At 58.7% G+C, this 19,591-nt stretch carries 21 protein-coding genes; 9 read left to right on the forward strand and 12 right to left on the reverse strand.

What is annotated here, in order from left to right; genetic code table 11:
- The first annotated feature begins 1 nt into the window (after position 1).
- The 6 genes from EAO39_RS22585 (at position 2) to EAO39_RS12800 (ending at position 3,718) form a co-directional block, all read left to right on the forward strand.
- On the forward strand, positions 2-178 hold the full coding sequence (locus EAO39_RS22585) for a hypothetical protein (protein ID WP_162989557.1): 177 nt from the start codon (positions 2-4) through the stop codon (positions 176-178).
- Between the two features lie 10 nt (positions 179-188).
- On the forward strand, positions 189-965 hold the full coding sequence (locus EAO39_RS12780) for a hypothetical protein (RefSeq protein WP_162989558.1): 777 nt from the start codon (positions 189-191) through the stop codon (positions 963-965).
- Positions 962-2,233, forward strand: a complete 1,272-nt coding sequence (locus EAO39_RS12785; RefSeq protein ID WP_120967911.1) for a hypothetical protein — start codon at positions 962-964, stop codon at positions 2,231-2,233. The genes EAO39_RS12780 and EAO39_RS12785 overlap by 4 nt, the downstream gene beginning before the upstream one ends.
- On the forward strand, positions 2,230-2,799 hold the full coding sequence (locus tag EAO39_RS12790; protein ID WP_120967913.1) for a hypothetical protein: 570 nt from the start codon (positions 2,230-2,232) through the stop codon (positions 2,797-2,799). The genes EAO39_RS12785 and EAO39_RS12790 overlap by 4 nt, the downstream gene beginning before the upstream one ends.
- Positions 2,800-2,909: 110 nt before the next feature.
- Positions 2,910-3,236 carry a hypothetical protein gene (locus EAO39_RS12795; RefSeq protein ID WP_120967915.1) on the forward strand — a complete coding sequence of 109 codons (327 nt, stop codon included), beginning with the start codon at positions 2,910-2,912 and terminating at the stop codon, positions 3,234-3,236.
- Entirely contained in the window at positions 3,233-3,718 is a 486-nt protein-coding gene (locus EAO39_RS12800) for a glycoside hydrolase family 104 protein (protein ID WP_120967917.1), read from the forward strand. The genes EAO39_RS12795 and EAO39_RS12800 overlap by 4 nt, the downstream gene beginning before the upstream one ends.
- Before the next feature lie 137 nt (positions 3,719-3,855).
- Here the strand turns inward: EAO39_RS12800 and EAO39_RS22590 are convergent, their stop codons facing one another.
- Both EAO39_RS22590 and EAO39_RS12810 read right to left on the reverse strand, forming a co-directional pair.
- Positions 3,856-4,218 (reverse strand): hypothetical protein, encoded by a 363-nt coding sequence (locus tag EAO39_RS22590; protein ID WP_162989559.1) that lies wholly within the window; start codon positions 4,216-4,218, stop codon positions 3,856-3,858.
- Between the two features lie 64 nt (positions 4,219-4,282).
- Entirely contained in the window at positions 4,283-5,092 is an 810-nt protein-coding gene (locus EAO39_RS12810; protein ID WP_205589381.1) for an SGNH/GDSL hydrolase family protein, read from the reverse strand.
- A gap of 329 nt (positions 5,093-5,421) precedes the next feature.
- On the opposite strand from EAO39_RS12810, the gene EAO39_RS12815 reads away from it, so the two are divergent.
- Positions 5,422-6,927: a hypothetical protein gene (locus tag EAO39_RS12815; RefSeq protein ID WP_162989560.1), complete on the forward strand. Its 1,506-nt coding sequence runs from the start codon at positions 5,422-5,424 to the stop codon at positions 6,925-6,927.
- Here EAO39_RS12815 and EAO39_RS12820 read toward each other — a convergent pair.
- Together EAO39_RS12820 and gloA are read right to left on the reverse strand one after the other, a co-directional pair.
- Positions 6,901-7,398 carry a thermonuclease family protein gene (locus EAO39_RS12820; protein WP_120967923.1) on the reverse strand — a complete coding sequence of 166 codons (498 nt, stop codon included), beginning with the start codon at positions 7,396-7,398 and terminating at the stop codon, positions 6,901-6,903. The genes EAO39_RS12815 and EAO39_RS12820 overlap by 27 nt on opposite strands.
- 56 nt (positions 7,399-7,454) lie before the next feature.
- Positions 7,455-7,910 (reverse strand): lactoylglutathione lyase, encoded by a 456-nt coding sequence (gene gloA / locus EAO39_RS12825; protein WP_120967925.1) that lies wholly within the window; start codon positions 7,908-7,910, stop codon positions 7,455-7,457.
- Positions 7,911-8,103: 193 nt separating this feature from the next.
- Here gloA and EAO39_RS12830 point away from each other — a divergent pair, with 193 nt between their 5' ends.
- Positions 8,104-8,943: a class I SAM-dependent methyltransferase gene (locus EAO39_RS12830; protein ID WP_120967927.1), complete on the forward strand. Its 840-nt coding sequence runs from the start codon at positions 8,104-8,106 to the stop codon at positions 8,941-8,943.
- Here the strand turns inward: EAO39_RS12830 and EAO39_RS23075 are convergent.
- On the reverse strand, positions 8,927-9,052 hold the full coding sequence (locus EAO39_RS23075; RefSeq protein ID WP_276209288.1) for a hypothetical protein: 126 nt from the start codon (positions 9,050-9,052) through the stop codon (positions 8,927-8,929). The two genes, EAO39_RS12830 and EAO39_RS23075, sit on opposite strands and share 17 nt — an antisense overlap.
- Before the next feature lie 373 nt (positions 9,053-9,425).
- On the reverse strand, positions 9,426-10,427 hold the full coding sequence (locus tag EAO39_RS12840; protein WP_120967929.1) for a DNA-binding protein: 1,002 nt from the start codon (positions 10,425-10,427) through the stop codon (positions 9,426-9,428).
- A 441-nt stretch (positions 10,428-10,868) separates the two neighbouring features.
- On the opposite strand from EAO39_RS12840, the gene EAO39_RS12850 reads away from it, so the two are divergent.
- On the forward strand, positions 10,869-11,912 hold the full coding sequence (locus tag EAO39_RS12850) for a site-specific integrase (RefSeq protein WP_120971042.1): 1,044 nt from the start codon (positions 10,869-10,871) through the stop codon (positions 11,910-11,912).
- Between the two features lie 88 nt (positions 11,913-12,000).
- Here the strand turns inward: EAO39_RS12850 and EAO39_RS12855 are convergent, their stop codons facing one another.
- The 6 genes from EAO39_RS12855 to meaB all read right to left on the reverse strand — a co-directional run bounded on the left by EAO39_RS12855 (position 12,001) and on the right by meaB (position 19,557).
- On the reverse strand, positions 12,001-12,465 hold the full coding sequence (locus EAO39_RS12855; protein WP_120967933.1) for a VOC family protein: 465 nt from the start codon (positions 12,463-12,465) through the stop codon (positions 12,001-12,003).
- 80 nt (positions 12,466-12,545) lie between these two features.
- Entirely contained in the window at positions 12,546-13,361 is an 816-nt protein-coding gene (locus EAO39_RS12860; protein WP_120967935.1) for a YdcF family protein, read from the reverse strand.
- A gap of 124 nt (positions 13,362-13,485) precedes the next feature.
- Complete coding sequence (accC, locus tag EAO39_RS12865) at positions 13,486-15,534, reverse strand: acetyl-CoA carboxylase biotin carboxylase subunit (RefSeq protein ID WP_120967937.1); 2,049 nt, start codon at positions 15,532-15,534, stop codon at positions 13,486-13,488.
- Positions 15,516-16,922, reverse strand: coding sequence for a DUF389 domain-containing protein (locus EAO39_RS12870; RefSeq protein ID WP_120967939.1), 1,407 nt, complete (start codon positions 16,920-16,922; stop codon positions 15,516-15,518). Before EAO39_RS12870 ends, accC begins: the two co-directional genes overlap by 19 nt.
- Before the next feature lie 13 nt (positions 16,923-16,935).
- A complete protein-coding gene (locus EAO39_RS12875) occupies positions 16,936-18,471 on the reverse strand; it encodes an acyl-CoA carboxylase subunit beta (RefSeq protein WP_120967941.1) in 1,536 nt (511 codons plus the stop codon).
- Positions 18,472-18,552: 81 nt separating this feature from the next.
- Complete coding sequence (gene meaB / locus EAO39_RS12880; RefSeq protein ID WP_205589382.1) at positions 18,553-19,557, reverse strand: methylmalonyl Co-A mutase-associated GTPase MeaB; 1,005 nt, start codon at positions 19,555-19,557, stop codon at positions 18,553-18,555.
- Between the last annotated feature and the right edge of the window lie 34 nt (positions 19,558-19,591).

The following is a 19,591-nucleotide window of genomic DNA, read 5'->3' on the forward strand; positions in this document are numbered from 1 at the left end:
AATGCACAAAGTAGGCGAAACAGCCATCACCCAGATCCTCGAGGCGCCCGAACACCTCATCGCGGAGATCACGCCTGAGGGCGTTATCAGCGTGCCGGTCGGCCCCGAGGTCTCTGCGGGCACACACGCCATCGTTGACGGCAAGCCCGTCCTCATCCAGTCCAGCATCAACCAATAAGGAGGAAACCATGCCTTGGTATCGAACTGGCACCGTAGCGGTGACCAACAACAGCAACGTCATTGCCGGCACAGGCACCTCATGGGTGGATTCGGTCGCCTTGGGTGAAACATTTCTGGGGCCGGATGCACAGGTGTATGAGATCACCTCCATCGTCAGCGCCACCAGCCTGCGCATAAGCCCGAACTACAAGGGTGGCACGGCCACGGCGCAGAGCTACGCGATCATGCCCACCCAGGGCTATCTGCGTGACTTGGCCGCTCAAGCTGCCGCACTGGTCAGCAGCTACCAGGCTGTGCGTGATGGCGCTGGGGCAGGCAAGTTTGCTGCGGGTACTACCACAGGGTCGGGCCAGACGCTGCAACTGATCCCCAGTGTGCGCGGCGCAGCCGACGAAAACACCGGCGTCAACTTGCCCGGGGCAGACATCCTGCAGCTGATCACCAACGGGGCGGTGCGCCTTCAGATTGCCGCCGATGGCACGCCGACGGGGGTATTTGTGGACAAGCTGCCAGTCAGCACGGCAACCCAGGCGGCGCTCAACAGTCTGGCGGCCGTATGCCTTGCACTGACGACCGTGGGCCCGGCGCCCAACCAAGTGCCCAGCAATCTGCACCTGGGTGCCATGGCGTTTCAGGACGTGGCCAGCGCCCTGCAGGTGCACCAGCATGTGCGCGACAGCCGCCCAGGTGATTCCTGGCATGAGCGCGTGAGCGATACCCAACTGATCAAGAAATACCACGGCCTCGATGGCGTGGTGCGCAGCATTACGGAGACCTACGCATGACAGTGATTGCCGACCTGCCGGATATTCGGCCCAGCCTGTTGCTGGATTTTGCAAACTCAGGTCGCGTAGACCCGCGTATTCAGTGCGTGCGGGCAAGCACCGCTACCTGTATTGGGCGCGATGGAAAGCTACGGACGGTAGCGGCCAATGTGCCGCGCATTGAGTACAACCCAATCAGCGGCAAATGCCTGGGCTTGCTGCGGGAGGATGCTCGCACCAATGTCATCCGCAATAACACCATGGTAGGCGCGATCACGGGAGTTCCCGGGACATTGCCGACCAACTGGAGCGTGTCTACGCCGATCAATGGCCTGTCCCGGGAGATCGTCGGACTCGGCATCGAAGATGGCATTGAATACATTGACATCCGGTGGAGTGGTACGGCGACTGCTGGCTCTACAGGCATGGCTGTCGCACAGTTTGAGCCCAATACAGGCATCGCGGCCACATCTGCTAAAACTTGGACCTTGGGTGCGAATATTCGTCTTGTAGGTGGATCTCTGACCGGCATCAACTCCGTGTTGTTACGGTGCACGATGAGAGATGTTGGTAACACGCAGCTGGGTGCGATCAGTTCCAGCAATTTGGCTGTTACCAATGTGCCATTGGCCTTACAGCGTTACTCTGCAGCCCTGACCCCTACGGATGCAGCCACGGCATTTCTAGTTCCTTTCGTGGTTATCGGCTATTCAGTCGGGGCTGTGATTGATATCACGCTGCGCATCGGCCTGCCTCAAATGGAGCTTGGGGCCTCGGCGTCTTCCGTCATTCGAACAAGCACCGCTGCAGTGACACGCGCTGCGGATGTGATCTATGTAGCCTATGAAAACTCTAAACCAGAGGGAACGCTGCTGATTGAAGCCGTTGCAAATAGTGCGGCGACAGCAGGCTTTGTTGCTCGATTGCAGGGCTCCGCAGAGTCGTATATTGGCGCGGCATATGTGAATGCTATCGGCCCGCAATTGAGTTCATACGTGCGAGCTGCAGGTGATGCCAGCTATGCTGGAGCCGTATCTTCTGGCCCTAATTTAAGTTTTGGAGCTCGCATTAAGTCAGGGGTCAGCTGGGGCGCTGGCGTTTTCCGTTGCTCAGTCAATGGAGGGATATCTGTCGATACGCCACCGGTATCCGTATTCCCACAAACGTCCATGCTGCAGCTCTGCGCAACCCTTGGCGGCAACCCTGCTATTTCCGCAACGATTGCACGGGCGGTTATTTTTCCTGCAGCCCTGACTCCTGCTCAATTGCAAAGGCTCACTACCCTATGACAACCTATCTGCAATTCACAAACGAAGCCACCGGGCGTGCCGCACTGGCACCTTGGGCAGCAGCAGGGCAGTTGCCTACTTACATCAATCGGGTTGCCGTCGATGTGGTCGGCATCGTTTACCGCCCCACCGGTGAGATGCAGAGCACCCCCGAGGGTGACGTCCCCGTCCTGGCGCCGGCGCCAGGCTGGCACATCAATCTGTCCGAGCGGGTGCCCGAGCTGCAGCCTTATGAAATCGAGCCGCCGGCCACGCCGGATCGCGTGTTTGCAGGCAGCGATGCCGTCCAGCCGCCGCGCATTCCGGCCGAGGTAGCCCGCTGGCAGGCCAAGCTGGCCCTGATGCAGAAGGTGAACGGGGAGGGCATCTCTCTCTGGGATCGCCTGCTGCAGCTGCGCGAATCCATCGCAGATGCCGAGCAGCAAGTGCTGCTGGATGCCGCCATGCTCGAAGTCTTGAACTGGAAGCGCGCCAGCCCCACGGTGCTCTGGGCCGCCGAGCAGCTCGAGCTGACCTCGGCCCAGGTGGATGAGCTCTTTATCTATGCGCACGCCCTGGAGCTATAGCCTAGGCATGCAGCTCCGCATTCCACAGCACCCGCTTCGGCGGGTTTTTTTACGCCCGGGCCTCCATAGCATTTGTCTCAACGTCGATCTACAGACCCAAGGAGGGGTGAATGGACAACAACTGGATGGATCAAGTTTTACCCAAGATGCCGGGGATTCTCGGCAGCGCAGGAGCGCTTATGTGGATTCAAGGTACTTGGCCGCGGAAGCTGGCCATGCTAGTTCTCGGTGTGGCCGCCAGCAACTACGGGACGCTGGACTTTGCAGCTGCCACCGGCTTGGCCGAAGGGCTGTCGGGTTTTCTGGTCGGCCTTTTCTCCATGACTGCGGCTGATTGGGCATTCCGCGCCTGGGACCAGTTCGCCCTAGGCCCACTGCTCAATGAGTGGGTGCGAAAGCGCCTGGGCCTGCCGCCGAAGGATGGGGGTGCTGTATGACGGCGATCACAGCAGGTCAAGCCGGCGGCAAAAATGTGCTGGCTTTCCTCGACATGCTGGCCTGGGGCGAGGGGACTGATAACGGACGTCAGCCGACCCGTGACCGAGGCTATGACGTGCTGGTGGGTGGAGGGCAATTCTCCGGCTACACGGATCATCCGCGTCAGCTCATTGACTTGCCACGCCTCAAGATCAAGAGCACAGCCGCCGGGCGCTATCAGCTGCTGAGCCGCTACTTCGATGCCTACAAGCGTCTGCTGGGGCTCAAGGACTTTTCGCCGCTTTCACAGGACCTGATTGCCATTCAGCAAATCCGAGAGCGTCGCGCACTACCGATGATCCAGGCGGGAAAGATCGAAGACGCCATCAAGCAGGTATCCAACATCTGGGCGAGCTTGCCCGGGGCGGGATATGGCCAACACGAGCAGCGGATGAGTAACCTGATTGCTGTGTACCTCAAGGCTGGAGGTCAAGCCGCATGACCGGTCGTGCCCACGCCTTGGCCGCCGGCCTGCTGCTGGCCGCTGCCTTCTCCGCTGGCTGGCTCGTCAACGGCTGGCGGTCTGATGCACGGATCGCACGTTCCGAGAGTACCCAATCAAAACAGGTTGTAGCGCAATCAAAACAAGCGCAGGCAGCTACAGAAAAGAAAGCAGATGCCGTGATCGCACACGGAGCTGCCCAACAGGGAAACACCCATGACTACACGCAAGAAATGGCTCGGCTTGAGGCTGGGCGCGCTGCTGATGCTGCCCGCATTGCAGGCTTGCAGCACGATGTCCGCGCAGCCGCCACCCGCAACGCCCAGGCTGCAGGTGACGCAGCTGCCTGTCGAGATCTCGCAGATCAACACCAGCGACTCGCAGCCCTTGCTGGCGAAGGCGCGGGCGTGGTTGGCGCGCTTGGAGGCCTGGTCAAACGGCGAGACGCCCAGGTAAATGCATTGGCCGGACAGGTTAAAGTGGATCGGGCACTCACTCATGAGCTGCGATGAGTCAAGCGCTTCTCTATACTTCCGCCTTTGGCCGCTGCTTAGGCTAGAGAAATCAGGCCAGATCGGCCTTTGCCAGTAATGGCTTCCAGGCATTGTTGGCAATTTTCTGAAACCCACTTTTACTGGGATGCAATTCGTTGGCCCAGTCGCTGTCAGCCAGCGTTCCTCGGCTGTCCACATAAACGATGTTGTTGGGCAGCGCTTTCTGCAGACGCTCCAAAATGTCCGACTGCATATCGATCAAGAGTCGTATGCAATCGCGCTGTAGCTCCGCAGGAACCTTTGCATCGTCTAATGCTGGCTTGAGCCATGGCTCTCCGCCAAGAGCTCCTTTGCCACTGGCCATGGCGTAGTCGTAGTTGTGCACGAATATCTTGACGTCAGCCGGCATGCGGGCGAGAGCGCGGCTAATGAGCAATGAGTAGTTTTCGAAAGTCTTGTGCATGAGCCAGGTCACGGTGCCTTCGTCATCGATGGTGCCTGGCTTGAAGCACTCTAGAGCGGTTGATGCATTACCGCATTTGTCGTTTAACAGGCGCCGCAGGTCATTGAATCCTGCAAAGTCGTTGCCGCCGCCGCTGATCAGCAGTGCCTTTGCAGTAGAGCCATAAAGCTTGAACATACCCTTAACAACATTTTTGTACTTGCCGTCCACATAGTCGTAGGCTTCTGCGCCGTTGTTACCGACGGCCAGAATTTTGTAGCCCTTGGGTTTGACCAAATCTCCGATGTAATTGAGGAGAGAGCCGCCGGGCATGGGGTACCAGAACCAGGAGTCTCCGACGGCCAGTATCTGCGCATTGGATGGCACAGAATCTTGAAGCTCTGTCATCGACCAATAGACGACGTTGTTGTATGCCATGCTTGCTTCCTGTATTTGCCGCGGGGTTGGGCGTTGCCATTGTTTGCGTGGTTCCTACAGAAATTGGTTGGTGAAAGCATGGGGGTGGAGATTGCATCCGTCTGAGTAACCTTCAAGGTTGGTCGCGAAGTTCATTAATCAGTGCATTAACTAATTCTCTCTTATTTGGCAAGGGTCGCCTTGAAATACCGCTCAAGGTGGCAGAAGATCCTAGTAGTGACCTTCCCCGATCAAAAAGCTACACTTATTTTTACAAGAGTCGCCTGGCTTTGGGGCAATTGCTTCCACCTTGGCCGACTCGCACCTGTCAACAACCTAAGGGGCATTCGGTGAACGAAGAGCACACTAGTGGGAATAATTGCGGTGCGAGTATGGCAGGGGTTGCCTCCGATGTTTCAGATGAAGCCCGGCAACAGTACCTAGCAGTCTCGGTACTACGCACAGGCGACATCATCTTTTCTACGACGAGCGATCTTGTCTCCAACGCAATAAAGAAGTTCACTGGTAGCCGCTTTTCACATGCGTCGATCTACATTCGCGAGGGTGTGATCGTTGAGTCCAATGACGATGGAGTTCTCCCACGACGAATCGAGTTAGCCGGTTTGGACGCTGATCAGCGCTTGTTGGGATTACCGTATCCAAACTGGCGAAATGTCGTAGTGCTTCGCACAACGCGCTATGAAGAAAGCGACTGGGCGGGAGAGATAGAACGTAGTCTGCGCGACCATGTCGGCATGGATTACCCGCCACCATCGCAGGTGACTAAGGCCGGCCCATTGCTCGCGCGGATTGCGACCTACTTTCCGCTGAAACTTTACGAAACTATTCAGTGGTTGCGCAACCGAGAAGCGATTGCATATGAAGCTTGGTGCAGCATGCTACTGGGCTACACCCTTGCTGCGCGATTCCGCCAAGAGCTAACTCCAAAGCAGCAAGCTGTACTTGGTAGTGCCAGTCCGCAACAACTCTATGACATCGCGCTTCAATTGGGCTTTGAACCAGTATCCAATGCCCTTGCTCCTGTTGATACCGAGCAGGGCGGACTCTTCGAAGAAGCTCGTCTGCACTATCTCGCAGGGCAAGACCAGACATATTCTCACTGGGAACGATTAAAGGATCGACGCCGTGAGCAACTCCTTCAGCAAGCAGGGGTTCGCGCTACACGGTTAATCGCAAAACTTGTTGGGTTTGTGCTCATTTGCATAGTAGTTGGCCTTGGCTTCTTCGGATATCGAAATTTAGTCCCACAACAACAGCCGTGGAAGGAGCCATCTAAATTGGCTCAGCTGGAGCTAAAGATGAGTCGTGAGCACATTCTGTCCATGTTCGGACCATCAAGTTACACGTCGCAGCCTGTCAACGGGTTGACCTATGAAAAATACGGTGGTGAAACGCGCGATGGCGGGGAAGTCCAGCTTCTGTATATCAAAGACAAGGTGGCGGGATATTTACTGCGGAACTTCGACCAAAAGGTGATAAGCCGAGACTTCAATTTTGGGCATGGAGGCTGGCGTTTCTCAAATGGAACGTTTGAGCAAGCAGGTAATAATCCTAGTGAAGCTATTGAATCTTACCAAGCAGGTAAGAGTGTGTGTCGAATTGAGAGACAGTATTTTGGAGGTCCCGGCAAGTACAACGACTACTATTTCTCCGCCTGGGTTACATCCGATGACTTCAATGATGAGCAGCCGAGGAAAAACGTTCCAAATGCGATTTTCGTTGCGAAGATGGATGAACTATGCAAACAAAATGCAGATGACGGCAAAGAATGCCTTGACGAATTATTGAATCTTGTATGCACCTATGGTTCAGACTCGCTCTGGGAGAGCAATTGAGTGTTTAGCTTTGCGCCAATCCCACGGCGCAATTGGCTCGGGATCACGCCACAGCCCAATTTTGCGAGCCTTGGCCTCTTGCTCAGCAAATTCATACTGCCCTCGTTCCTGGGAAGATTGTTCGCCGGCATAGGCGCGGTACCACCAGGCCATGCCTTGCGTAACCATGGCCAGACCAGCATCAAGTGTGCGCGGCCCGCTGGGTGCTGACGCTGGTGCTACCCAGACAGAGCAGACCTGTCGCTTATATCGGTCTGTCTTGGTGCAGCGCAGCTCCGCTTCTTTCTGAAATGTCAGCTCGGCCAGGGCCTGCCAGGCGCGCTCTCCGAACGGCTGTTTGCGCTCCGGGGCATCGATGCCCTGCAGTCTCACCTTCACTTGTTCATATTGGCCGGCCTTACCACATCGGGCGGTCAGGGTGTCGCCGTCAGAGATGCCGACTATGAGGCAGAGGAGGGTGGTTGCGAGCATCAGACCTCTACAAAGAAAAAGCCCCACCAGCTTAAAGCATGTGGGACTTTTGAGACTTATGCGTTGCGCAACGGGTCAAATTTTTCGCCGTCGGCGGTAGGCTGGCGGTCAGCCATATAAGCCCTTGAATTCTCTTGTATTAATTCGATCTTATAACCATCGGGATCCGTCACAAAAGCGATGACCGTGGAGCCGCCTTTGACGGGGCCGGCCTCGCGCGTCACATTGCCGCCTGCAGCCTTGATCTTGTCACACGCTGCATACGCGTCGGGTACGCCCAGGGCGATATGCCCATAAGCCGTGCCCATGTCATAGCTTTCTGTGCCCCAGTTATAGGTCAACTCAATTTCAGCCTGCGCCGGATTGCCGCCATCAAATCCCAAAAAGGCCAGCGAGTATTGGTACTCTTGGTTTTCTGACTTGCGCAGCAACGTCATACCGAGTACCTGGGTGTAAAAATCAATGGAGCGCTGGAGATTGCCAACGCGCAGCATGGTGTGAAGAAATCTCATGCGTTGATTGTGCCAGCCTCCCCATATCGTTGCTGACGAGGCAGAAGTACATTGCTAGGTACCAAGCGGCTTGGCTGGATCTGACCAGTGCAAGCATGGGGAAAGGCTTAGATTCAGTGCCGTTGGCATACGCTATACCAACTTTGACACTGGTGATCAGGCGCGCGTTTGACGGCTTGCAAGGAGATGTCTTATGGCTGAGAGCGACAAAGTGTTTTCAGGTGCCATTCCAGAGTTTTACGACACCTTGATGGTCCCCTTGATCTTTGACGCCTATGCCGCCGATATGGCGCAGCGGGTTGCGGCTTATTCGCCCGGTTCGGTACTTGAAACAGCTGCAGGCAGCGGTGCTGTCACGCGGGCCCTGGCCCCTCGCCTTGGCACCCACACACACTATGTGGCGACAGACCTCAATCAGCCCATGCTTGACTATGCAAGCACACGGCAGGGGGCCGATAGCCGTATTGAGTGGCAACGGGCGGACGCACTGGATCTGCCTTTTGAAGACGCCTCGTTCGACATCGTTTGCTGCCAGTTCGGTGCAATGTTCTTCCCGGATCGTGTTGCCGGTTATGCGCAGGCACACCGAGTGCTCAAGCCAGGCGGGCACTTTGTTTTTAGCGTCTGGGATCGCATAGAAGAAAACGCTTTTGCCGACGATATAACCAACGCCATGGCTGAACTGTTCGTAGAGAACCCGCCGCGCTTTCTTGCCCGCACACCGCATGGCTATCACGATGTCAAACTCATCCGCGAAGACCTGAGCCACGCAGGATTTGCGGATATCGAGATCAAGACGATTGCAACGGTAAGTCACTCAACCTCTGCAGCAGCGGTTGCTACAGCCTATTGTCTGGGGACTCCATTGCGCAACGAAATCGAATTTCGCGATCCAGGCTTGCTTCAGCTAGCAACGGAGCGTGCAACAGAGGCGATTGCCCGCCGCCATGGCCAAGGCCCTGTCGCCGGGAAAATTCAGGCGCATATGATCGTGGCGACGAAATCGGTTGCTACGGTCAGTACTCAATCTTGATCTCGCGTTTGTAGGCTGCTGCCCGCGCTGCATGGGCGGCGGCGTGATTGAAGGCCACCGCATCGGCGGTCATGCGCCCCCAGGTGGACTCCCAAAAAAGGGCAAACATCACTGCACGTGGCGCTTGCCCCTGGGCTTTGTACTTGCGAAGAGTTGCCGGTGCGATGCCCAAGTGTCTAGCCACTTGGTCAATGTTGCCGTGAACGTCGTTCAGGAGAGGGAGGAGATGGGGGAGGTTGGCTTGTGACGGTGCTCTGTACATCACATTGGTTCGACAAGCCTAGATTGCCAAAGTCGCGGCTGAGCCAGTGCGCATCAATCGTCGCAGCATGCGATTTAACATAATATACATCGTATTTAAAATTAGCATCCATCGTCATACTCCTGATTTCAGCGTTTAGTTTCCTAGCGCGTTGATGTGGCGCACTAACGCTCTGGAGCAAAACGCATGCGAATAGAACTCTAGACGCATGCGCTATCTCTTATCTCAATGTGCGTACACGCGTCATAGAGCGGCGTGCGGTGGATAGCGTCGAGCGGCGTGCATTGGTATTGCTAATAGCAGCAGTTGCATCACCTGTTGGACTGTTGCTTGCAACCAGGCGTTGCTGGGCATCCAGAAGGCTTTTCATGTCCGCTGCGCGCTCTTGGGCCAGTGCGGCAGCGTTTTGTGCAGCTTGCAGTTGCGCATGCACATTGAGCAGGTCTTGCTCGCTACGTTCATGGCGGGTTTGCAGTTCTTGATATCGACTTTCAGCTTTGCGCTCCTGCTCCTGAGCGGTTTTGCGCGCAGCCGCAACTTCCTGGCGCGCTCGATCTAGTTCGGCCAGCATATGCCGCTCGTTGCCGGCGTATTGCTCGGCCAGGCGTTGTCGCTCCACGCCAGCGGCCTGGATTTCTTCGCCGTGCTTTTGCTGTTGTGATTCACGTTGCTTGGCTGCATCGGCCAAGGCGTTACGCATTTCATCCAGGCGCACATCTCTGTCTTGCAGCTGCTGCTGGACCTCATCCAGTCGTCTGGCTAAATCCTGGGCCTGAGCCTGGGCTGCCTGCAAGGCTTGGTTGAGCGCTTCTTTTTGCGCCTGCATTGCTACTTCACGCTGTGCCAGCTGATCTTTTTGCTGCTGATGCTCAGCCAGGGAACTAGCCAGCAGCTCTTCGCGCTCACCCAGCACAGCGCTGGCAGCTGCGACGGCTTCTTCCTTGGCCACATTCCACAGATCTTGCGCCAGCCGCTGCACCGGGTCAGGCACCGCCTGTGTAGCGCCAGCATCTTGGTCTCCCGCCACACCCAGGCGCTGCCCCAGCGTGGCAAACCAGGTTTCCAACATGGGACTGACGGTATTAGGCGAGCCACGCCCTATGTGCTGGCGGACGCGCTCGATGGTCGGGCGCAGACCTTGAGCAATCAATGCATCGGCGGCCGCCCAGACATCGGCCTCTTGCACGCCTCGTGACGTTGTTTTTGGAGTGTTTGTATTCATATCTTGATATAACTGACGATAAGTGATTGTTATCGTGATTTATTTAATAAGTACGTAATACATCATACATATCATGTATTTAATATTACATATGAAATTTTCATACAGAATTTTTTCTACAATACACTGGGTTGGGCACTGAAAGCGCGCCAACGGAGCCGTCAAATGGGCAAATTCAGCTTCAATCGACGAAAAAAGACCAATGCCTCAGAGCCGACTTGCTGGGGCATGACAGCGCGGTCTACCGGGGCGGCCGTATGAAGACGATGCATCGCCTGATGCTTGGCCCAGGCTTCCTTCAACGAGTCGGCATCGGAGCCATCTGGCTGCGCAGACAATAAAGATATGTCTACAAATTCGCGCTACCAGGGCTCGCCCTCCTCTTTTCTGGCGGCCTTCACGCCAGAGGATCAACGCCTGTCAAGCGCTGAAAAGCCGGTGATGGAAGTCGGGCTGCAAGCTGCGACCCAGGAGGCCATTCGTGAGCTGATGCGCGAGGGCGAGTCCGGCAACACTCGCACCAGCTATCAAAGTGCCATGCGTTACTGGGCTGCATGGCATGTGTTGCGGCTGGGCCGCCCCATGCAGCTGCCGCTGGCAACGGCGGCCGTGCTGCAATTCATTGTTGACCATGCCCAGCGACAGACGGCCAACGGCCTGATGAGCGAAATGCCCGATGAAGTGGACGAGGCGCTGGTGCTCGCAGGCTACAAGGGCAAGAAAGGCCCGCCGTCACACAACACGCTGGTGCACAGAATTGCTGTGCTGTCGAAAGCGCACCAGGTACACGGGCTGGTCAACCCCTGCCAGGACGGCGCGGTGCGCGAGCTGATGTCGCGTACTCGCAAGGCCTATGCCCGCCGGGGCGAGCAGCCTCAGAAAAAAGAAGCGCTGACCCGTGATGTGCTGGAAGAACTGCTGGCCACCTGCGACGACAGCCTGCGTGGCTTGCGTGATCGTGCCTTGCTGCTGTTTGCCTGGGCCAGTGGCGGGCGGCGCAGGTCCGAGGTGGCGGGAGGCGACATGCGCTATTTGCGCTCCGTGGGGCCTGAGGACTTCATCTACACGCTGGTGCACAGCAAGACCAACCAGAGCGGTGCCGATGCCCCCGAGAATCACAAACCTGTGACAGGCCGCGCGGCTCAGGCTTTGCGCGACTGGCTGCAGGCCGCGCAGATCAGCGAAGGACCGATATTTCGCCGTATTCGCAAAGGCGGCCATGTGGCCGAGCCGCTGACCCCGGCCGCAGTGCGCAATATCGTCAAGGAGCGCTGTGCGCTGGCGGGCGTGGAAGGCGATTTTTCGGCCCACTCGCTGCGCTCAGGCTTTGTGACGGAAGCGGGCCGGCAGAACGTGCCCCTGCCAGACACCATGGCCTTGACCGGTCACCACAGCGTGAACACGGTGATGGGCTATTACCGTGCAGATACGGCTTTGCAAAACCGGGCCGCGCGCTTGCTCGATGAACCTCAAAAGAAAAGCTGAGCACAAGCCGTAAAAAATACGGCAGAAATGCCGCAGTTGTGCGCTGCTTGCCACAGAGCACAACTGCCGTTTATCCGCTTTTGAGGCTTTAGCCCAGCGCCGCAATCACATCCGCCGGCGCCTGCACCAGCTCAATCAGCACACCTTCGCCGGCAATGGGAAATTCATCATTGCTCTTGGGGTGCAAAAACGTGATGTCGTAGCCGGCCGCGCCTTTGCGGATGCCGCCCGGTGCAAAGCGCACGCCGTTGGCCGTGAGCCATTCCACGGCCTTGGGCAGGTCATCGATCCACAGACCGATGTGGTTGAGCGGCGTGGCGTGCACGGCGGGCTTTTTCTCGATGTCCATGGGCTGCATGATGTCCACTTCCACCTTCATCGCGCCCTTGCCCATGGCCAGAATGTCTTCGTCCACGTTCTCGCGCTCGCTCTGGAAGGTGCCGGTCTGCTCCAGACCCAGCATGTCCACCCACAGCTTTTTCATGCGATTCTTGTCGGTGCCGCCGATGGCCACTTGCTGAATGCCCAGAACCTTGAAAGGACGGTTGCTCATGAAATACTCCTTGATTTTGATTGATAGCTGCCTGCGCAATCCAGTCAAGCGCTACAGCCTGTTTTTGCATTGATATGTGATCACACCTCGCCCAGCAGCCAGCTGCTGGCCATGGCGAAGTACTCGCGCAGCCAGGCATTGAAGCGGGTTGCCAGCGGCGTTGCCGCGGCCACGGGATAGATGGCGCTGAGGTTTTGCCGTTTGGCAATGCCCATGGCACGCATCAGATGAAAGTCGCTGCTGACCATGGCCGTGGCCGCATCGGGCCCCACGCCGCGCTCGGCCAGCAAGGGGCGGCTGAGCTGCAGGTTCAGCTCGGTGCTGGTGCTTTCCTGCTCCAACACCAGCCGCTGTGGCGCAATGCCATGGCGCTGCTGCAGATAGCGGGCCATCACGGCGGCCTCGGATTCCGTCTCGCCCCAATCCACGCCGCCGCACACGGCGATCAAGGCCTGGGGCTGCAGCCGGGCCAGCTCGGCCGCCGTATCCAGGCGGCTGGCCAGCACCGGGCGCGGATGACCGTTCAAGGTGCCGCTACCCAGCACCACAATGGCTTGCACCGGCGGAACTTGCGCCGGCTCCAGACCCAGGCCTGACAAGCGGCTCCAGAAGAGTCCAAGACTGATCAGCCACAGCGCAAATGCCATCCAGCCTATGCCCCAAAGCCGTTCATGCAGTGCCCTGGCCTTGCGCCAACGCTGAACCGCCTTCCATTTCCAGGCCAGCAACACGGCGGCCAGACCCAGCACTGCCGGCACCAGCACACCCACATTGAAATGGCCCATCAGCATCAACACGAGGGCATCGACCAGCAGCACCACTCCCACCAGGCTTAGCAAGCTGCGCGGCAAGCCGCCGTTGCGGCTTGCCGATGATTCGTATGCATTCAAATTCATAGCTGATGGTGCTTGTTCATCCAGGGCTAGAGCCGGTTGGCATTGAAAAACCCGCAAGGCTTTGCGGCCAGGCGGGCTTGGGGGATATCAGGCAGAGCTTACGCAGCTGCCTGATTCCGGTACATCACTCGAATTCGAGAATGATGTCGTCCACAGCCAAGGAATCGCCCTTGCTGGCCGAGACCTTGCTCACCACGCCGTCCTGTGCTGCGAAGAGGATGTTTTCCATCTTCATGGCTTCGATGACGGCCAGCTTTTCGCCGGCTTGCACCTTCTGACCGGGCTGCACGGCCACGTCGACCAAGAGGCCGGGCATGGGCGAGAGCAGGAACTTGGACAGATCGGGCGGAGCCTTGTAAGGCATGAGCCGGTGCAGCTCGGCACCCTTGGGCGAGAGCACCAGCACATCGGCTTGCGTGCCGTTGTGAATCACGCGCAGAGCCAGCGGATTCTTGGGCGTGCCGCGCTCGATCTGGCAGGTGAAAGGCTTGCCGTTGCAGCTGCCGCGTACGACCAGATCACGGATATCCGCATTGCTGCGGAATTCGTAGGTCTTGCCGTTGACGACGACCTTGCAGACACGGGACAGCGCGTCGAAATCGGTGACCTCACCGCTCACATACTGGTTGTTGCCTTCGGCGCCCAGCACCGCAGCCGTGTAGCGCTCGCCCACCTGCACGTTGTGGCCCTGCATCTGGCCGGTGATGGTGGAAGCGCGCGCGCGGTAGCGGCGGTTGCGGAACAGTGCCAGGGCAACCAGAAAATCCGGATCGCTGTGAGGCACGTCCTCGGCATGGAAGCCGTGGCTGTAATGCTCGGCGATGAAGCCGGTATTGAACTCGCCCGTCACAAACTTGGGGTGGGCCAGAAGCGCGGCCTGGAACGGGATGTTGGAGCTGATGCCGCGAATGGCAAAGCCGTTCAGGGCTTCACGCATCTTGGCAATGGCTTCGTTGCGATCCTTGCCGTGCACGATGAGCTTGGCGATCATCGAGTCATAGAACATGGGAATCTCGCCGCCGTCATACACGCCGGTATCCACGCGCACGCCTTGCAGGTGCTCGGTATCGGCCTGCCACATGGTCTGCTCGGGAGGCGAAAAGCGCACCAGACGGCCGGTCGATGGCAGGAAGTTGCGGAACGGGTCTTCGGCGTTGATACGGCACTCGATGGCCCAGCCGTCGCGCTTGACATCGGCCTGAGCGAAGGAAAGCTTTTCGCCAGCGGCCACGCGGATCATCTGCTCGACCAGATCCAGGCCGGTGATGCACTCGGTGACCGGGTGCTCCACCTGCAGACGGGTGTTCATTTCCAGGAAGTAGAAGTCCTGGTCCTTGCCGACCACGAACTCCACGGTGCCGGCGCTTTGGTACTTCACGGCCTTGGCCAGTTGCACGGCCTGCTCACCCATGGCTTTGCGGGTTTCCTCACTGATGAAGGGGCTTGGCGCTTCCTCGATCACCTTCTGGTGGCGGCGCTGGATCGAGCACTCGCGCTCGTTCAGATACACCACATTGCCGTGGCTGTCGCCCAGAATCTGGATTTCGATGTGGCGCGGCTCCTGCACAAACTTCTCGATGAAGATGCGGTCATCGCCAAAGCTGTTGCGGGCTTCGTTCTGGCAGCTGGCAAAGCCTTCAAAGGCTTCCTTGTCGTTGAACGCGACGCGCAAGCCCTTGCCGCCGCCGCCGGCCGAAGCCTTGATCATCACGGGATAGCCAATACCCTTGGCGATTTCCACGGCCTGCTCGGGGCCGGCGATGGCATCGTTGTAGCCAGGGATGGTATTGACCTGGGCCTCGTTGGCCAGCTTCTTGGAAGCGATCTTGTCGCCCATGGCGGCAATCGAATGCGCCTTGGGACCGATAAAGGCAATGCCTTCGTCTTCGCAGCGCTTGGCAAAAGCCTCGTTTTCGCTCAGAAATCCGTAGCCAGGGTGAATGGCTTGCGCGCCGGTCTGCTTGGCCGCTGCAATGATGCGCTCGGCCACCAGATAGGACTCGCGGCTGGGCGCTGCACCGATGTGCACGGCCTCGTCGGCCAGCTTCACATGGCGTGCATCCTTGTCCGCATCGGAATAGACCGCCACGGTCTGGATGCCCATTTTGCGGGCAGTAGCAATCACACGGCAGGCAATTTCTCCGCGGTTGGCAATCAGGATTTTGGTAAACATGTTGTCTGCTTCCTTCGGTTTTTATCTCGAGAATTGAGCGAGCGGGGATCCGGGCGCTCGATCAACTGCACTTCAGATTTTTCTAATCGCACGCCAAGCCAACGGCTCAGGCCGTCCTTGTCGTGCGTGGATAAGGGTTGGGCCACATCCAGCACCACCACACTGGCCGGTTGAGCGCCATCGCCAGCGGAACGTTCGCCCTGTGCCAAGGTCAGCGCGCAGACCAGCGGTTGCTGGGCTTGCACTTCCTCAAGCAGTGCCCGGGCATCGACCGGCTTGACGGCCGGTACTTCAGCCACCGCCTTGGCTTGAGCCACATTCTGCTGCAGGCGCTTGAGCTGTGCATCCATGGACTTGACCTGTTCCACCAGCGTGCGGTTCACGCCGTCCTGCAGTTCCTGGCGCAGCTTTTCCACATTGAGCGAGTCGTCTCCGGCATCGCGCATCAGCACCGTCACATCGGCCTGCCCATTGCTTTGCATGCGGCGTCGCACCTGCTCGCGCAACTGGTCTTTGTCGACCCGGCCGGCCAGAACCAGGCGCAGCGTGCGTGAGCCGGCATCCACCTCGTGCATCAGCACGTGGCTGTCGGGCTCCGTCTCCAGCTCCCGCGCCACACGCACTGCGGCACTGGCAAACACCTCTTGCTGCACCAGGCGATAGGCCATCCACACGCTGGGCACCAGCACCACGGTCAGGCCCAGCACGATGATGATGCGGTGGCGCTTGCGCGTCGCTTCGTCGAGCTCGCCCTGTCTTGGCAGGCGCAGCAGCTTGGCCACCCCCAAGGTGGAGACACCGATGAACATGCCGTTGATGATGAACAGGTAGAAAGCTCCGCCAAACATGTCCCAGCGGCCATGCGCAATGCCAAAGCCTGCGGTGCACAGCGGGGGCATGAGAGCCGTGGCAATGGCCACACCCGGCACGATATTGGAGAAGCTGCGGCGCGTCACCGCCACCATGCCGGCCGCACCACCGAAAGCGGCGATGAGCACATCCCACAGCGTGGGAAAGGTGCGCGCCATCAGCTCGGACTGGGGCTGCTCCAAGGGGCTGAGCGTGAAGTACAGCACCGAGGTGAGCAGACTCAGGACGACGAAAATGGCCAGGTTCTTGCCCGCCATGCGGATCAAACCCAGGTCTTGCACCGCCGCACCGTAGCCAAGACCGACGATGGGCCCCATCAACGGGGAAATCAGCATGGCGCCAATGATCACGGCCGTGGAGTTCGTATTGAGCCCCACCGACGCGATCAGGATGGCGAAGAACAGCACCCACAGGTTGGTACCGCCAAATTGCGCGCCCGAACGCACCGTCGCGTCAATGACGGACGGGTCCTGCTGATCCTGGCGCAGGTCAAACAGAAAAAGCAGGTTCGGGCGCACGATTACAGCGCTTTCACAACGGGATGTTGCCGTGCTTGCGCCACGGATTGTCGAGCTGCTTGTTCTTGAGCATCTCGAGGCTGCGGCAGATGCGCTTGCGCGTCTCGTGCGGCTGGATCACATCGTCGATAAAGCCGCGGGCGCCGGCCACAAAGGGGTTGGCAAAGCGGGCCTTGTATTCGGCTTCGCGGGCGGCCAGCTTCTCGGGGTCGTTCTTGTCTTCGCGGAAGATGATCTCCACCGCGCCCTTGGCGCCCATGACGGCGATTTCGGCATGGGGCCAGGCCAGGTTCACGTCGCCGCGCAAGTGCTTGGAAGCCATCACGTCGTACGCGCCGCCGTAGGCCTTGCGGGTGATGACGGTGATTTTCGGCACTGTGGCTTCAGCGTATGCGTACAGCAGCTTGGCGCCGTGCTTGATGATGCCGCCGTATTCCTGGCTGGTACCGGGCATGAAGCCGGGCACATCCACAAAGGTCACCACGGGGATGTTGAAAGCATCGCAGAAGCGCACAAAGCGCGCGGCCTTGATGGAAGACTTGATATCCAGGCAGCCTGCCAGCACCAGGGGCTGGTTGGCCACAACGCCCACAGTCTGGCCGGCCATGCGGGCAAAACCGATAAGGATGTTCTTGGCGTATTCGGGCTGCAGCTCGAAGAAGTCGCCATCGTCCACGGTCTTGAGGATCAGCTCCTTCATGTCGTAGGGCTTGTTGGCGTTCTCGGGCACCAGCGTATCCAGCGACAGGTCGGCGCGGTTCACCGGATCGGTGGTTTCGCGTACCGGGGCCTTTTCCTTGTTGTTCAGCGGCAGGTAGTTGTAGAGACGGCGCAGCATCATCAGTGCTTCCACGTCGTTCTCGAAAGCCATGTCGGCCACGCCGCTCTTGGTGGTGTGAGTGATGGCACCGCCCAGCTCTTCTGCCGTGACTTCTTCGTGGGTCACGGTCTTCACCACTTCAGGGCCGGTCACGAACATATAGCTCGAATCCTTGACCATGAAGATGAAGTCGGTCATGGCCGGCGAGTACACGGCACCGCCGGCGCTGGGGCCCATGATCATGGAGATCTGGGGCACCACGCCCGAAGCCAGCACGTTCTTCTGGAACACGTCGGCATAGCCGCCCAGGGAAGCCACGCCTTCCTGGATACGTGCACCACCCGAATCGTTCAGACCGATGACGGGAGCGCCGACCTTCATGGCCTGGTCCATCACCTTGCAGATCTTCTCGGCATGGGTTTCAGACAGTGCACCGCCGAAAACGGTGAAATCCTGGCTGAACACAAAGACCAGGCGGCCGTTGATCATGCCGTAGCCGGTGACCACGCCGTCGCCGGGGATCTTGGTGTTTTCCATGCCGAAGTCCGTGCAGCGGTGCTCCACGAACATGTCCCACTCTTCGAAGGTGCCGTCGTCCAGCAGCAGCTCGATGCGTTCACGCGCCGTGAGCTTGCCCTTCTTGTGCTGCGCATCGATGCGCTTTTGTCCCCCACCCAGCCGGGCGAGTTCTCGCTTGGCTTCCAGCTGCTTCAGGATATCGTCTTGCATGCTTGTCCTCTAACGTGATTTGGGTTGTTTGTCTCGCAATGTTTGCTAGTGCGATGCTATGGTTAAGTGAGCTTCTTACGCTTACTTCATTTGAGCTAGAAGCAGATTTCTTGCCGCTGTACTGGCAGCGATGCGACCCGCAGCCACATCGGCTTGCAATGCAGGCAGCATAGCCTTGACCTCGGTGTGCTGGCGAAACGCCTGCTTGAGGCCGAAGTCGATGCGCTCCCACATCCAGGCCAGCGACTGCTTTTCGCGGCGCAAGGCCAGGCGGCCATTGCTGGTCTGCATGTCCTTGAAGCTGGCAACCGCCGCCCAGAAAGCATCCACCCCCTGGCCCAGCAAGGCACTGATCTGCAGCACGCGCGGCTGCCACAGGGCGCCGTGGGTTGCATGGTCAGGATTGCCGTGCATGCCCAGAAGGCGCAGGCTGGAGGTGATTTGCGCCTGGGCGCGTGTGGCGGCATGGGGATCGATATCGGCCTTGTTGATGACTACCAGGTCGGCCAGTTCCATCACGCCTTTTTTGATGGCCTGCAGATCATCGCCCGCATTGGGCAGCTGCAGCACGCAGAACATGTCCGTCATGCCGTGCACGGCAATCTCGCTCTGGCCCACCCCCACGGTCTCGACGATGACCACGTCATAGCCGGCCGCTTCGCAGACCAGCATGGCTTCGCGGGTCTTCTCGGCCACGCCGCCCAGCGTGCCACTGCTGGGGCTGGGGCGGATATAGGCCTGCAGATTCATGGACAGGTGCTCCATGCGGGTCTTGTCGCCCAGAATGGAGCCGCCGGAGACGGTGGACGAGGGATCGATCGCCAGCACCGCCACCTGCAGGCCCTGAGCAATCAGGTACAGGCCCAGCGCCTCGATGAAGGTGGATTTGCCCACGCCCGGTACGCCGCTGATGCCCAGCCTGAAAGACTTGCCCGTATGCGGCAGCAGAGCCGTGAGCAAGCCGTCGGCCTGCTCGCGGTGGTCGGCACGCGAAGATTCCAGCAAGGTAATGGCCTTGGCCATGGCCCGGCGGCGCACGGCGGGTTCGCCGTGCAGGATGCCGTTTTGCATTTGCTCAGGAGTCACTTGGATCGCCTTTGCTCTGTATGCAACCGGGGCC

The organism is Comamonas sp. lk, assembly GCF_900564145.1.
Taxonomy (GTDB): Bacteria; Pseudomonadota; Gammaproteobacteria; order Burkholderiales; family Burkholderiaceae_C; genus Comamonas.

What these genes read in the sequence shown, in the direction of transcription:
- EAO39_RS22590 (WP_162989559.1), bottom strand. Translation starts at nt 4,218, where the DNA reads ATGAGTGAGTGCCCGATCCACTTTAACCTGTCCGGCCAATGCATTTAC.
- EAO39_RS12780 (WP_162989558.1), top strand. Translation starts at nt 189, where the DNA reads ATGCCTTGGTATCGAACTGGCACCGTAGCGGTGACCAACAACAGCAAC.
- EAO39_RS12795 (WP_120967915.1), top strand. Translation starts at nt 2,910, where the DNA reads ATGGACAACAACTGGATGGATCAAGTTTTACCCAAGATGCCGGGGATT.
- EAO39_RS12850 (WP_120971042.1), top strand. Translation starts at nt 10,869, where the DNA reads ATGGAAGTCGGGCTGCAAGCTGCGACCCAGGAGGCCATTCGTGAGCTG.
- EAO39_RS12820 (WP_120967923.1), bottom strand. Translation starts at nt 7,398, where the DNA reads ATGCTCGCAACCACCCTCCTCTGCCTCATAGTCGGCATCTCTGACGGC.
- EAO39_RS23075 (WP_276209288.1), bottom strand. Translation starts at nt 9,052, where the DNA reads ATGTTTGCCCTTTTTTGGGAGTCCACCTGGGGGCGCATGACCGCCGAT.
- EAO39_RS12800 (WP_120967917.1), top strand. Translation starts at nt 3,233, where the DNA reads ATGACGGCGATCACAGCAGGTCAAGCCGGCGGCAAAAATGTGCTGGCT.
- EAO39_RS22585 (WP_162989557.1), top strand. Translation starts at nt 2, where the DNA reads ATGCACAAAGTAGGCGAAACAGCCATCACCCAGATCCTCGAGGCGCCC.
- EAO39_RS12785 (WP_120967911.1), top strand. Translation starts at nt 962, where the DNA reads ATGACAGTGATTGCCGACCTGCCGGATATTCGGCCCAGCCTGTTGCTG.
- EAO39_RS12830 (WP_120967927.1), top strand. Translation starts at nt 8,104, where the DNA reads ATGGCTGAGAGCGACAAAGTGTTTTCAGGTGCCATTCCAGAGTTTTAC.
- gloA (WP_120967925.1), bottom strand. Translation starts at nt 7,910, where the DNA reads ATGAGATTTCTTCACACCATGCTGCGCGTTGGCAATCTCCAGCGCTCC.
- accC (WP_120967937.1), bottom strand. Translation starts at nt 15,534, where the DNA reads ATGTTTACCAAAATCCTGATTGCCAACCGCGGAGAAATTGCCTGCCGT.
- EAO39_RS12855 (WP_120967933.1), bottom strand. Translation starts at nt 12,465, where the DNA reads ATGAGCAACCGTCCTTTCAAGGTTCTGGGCATTCAGCAAGTGGCCATC.
- EAO39_RS12875 (WP_120967941.1), bottom strand. Translation starts at nt 18,471, where the DNA reads ATGCAAGACGATATCCTGAAGCAGCTGGAAGCCAAGCGAGAACTCGCC.
- EAO39_RS12810 (WP_205589381.1), bottom strand. Translation starts at nt 5,092, where the DNA reads ATGGCATACAACAACGTCGTCTATTGGTCGATGACAGAGCTTCAAGAT.
- EAO39_RS12790 (WP_120967913.1), top strand. Translation starts at nt 2,230, where the DNA reads ATGACAACCTATCTGCAATTCACAAACGAAGCCACCGGGCGTGCCGCA.
- EAO39_RS12860 (WP_120967935.1), bottom strand. Translation starts at nt 13,361, where the DNA reads ATGAATTTGAATGCATACGAATCATCGGCAAGCCGCAACGGCGGCTTG.
- EAO39_RS12840 (WP_120967929.1), bottom strand. Translation starts at nt 10,427, where the DNA reads ATGAATACAAACACTCCAAAAACAACGTCACGAGGCGTGCAAGAGGCC.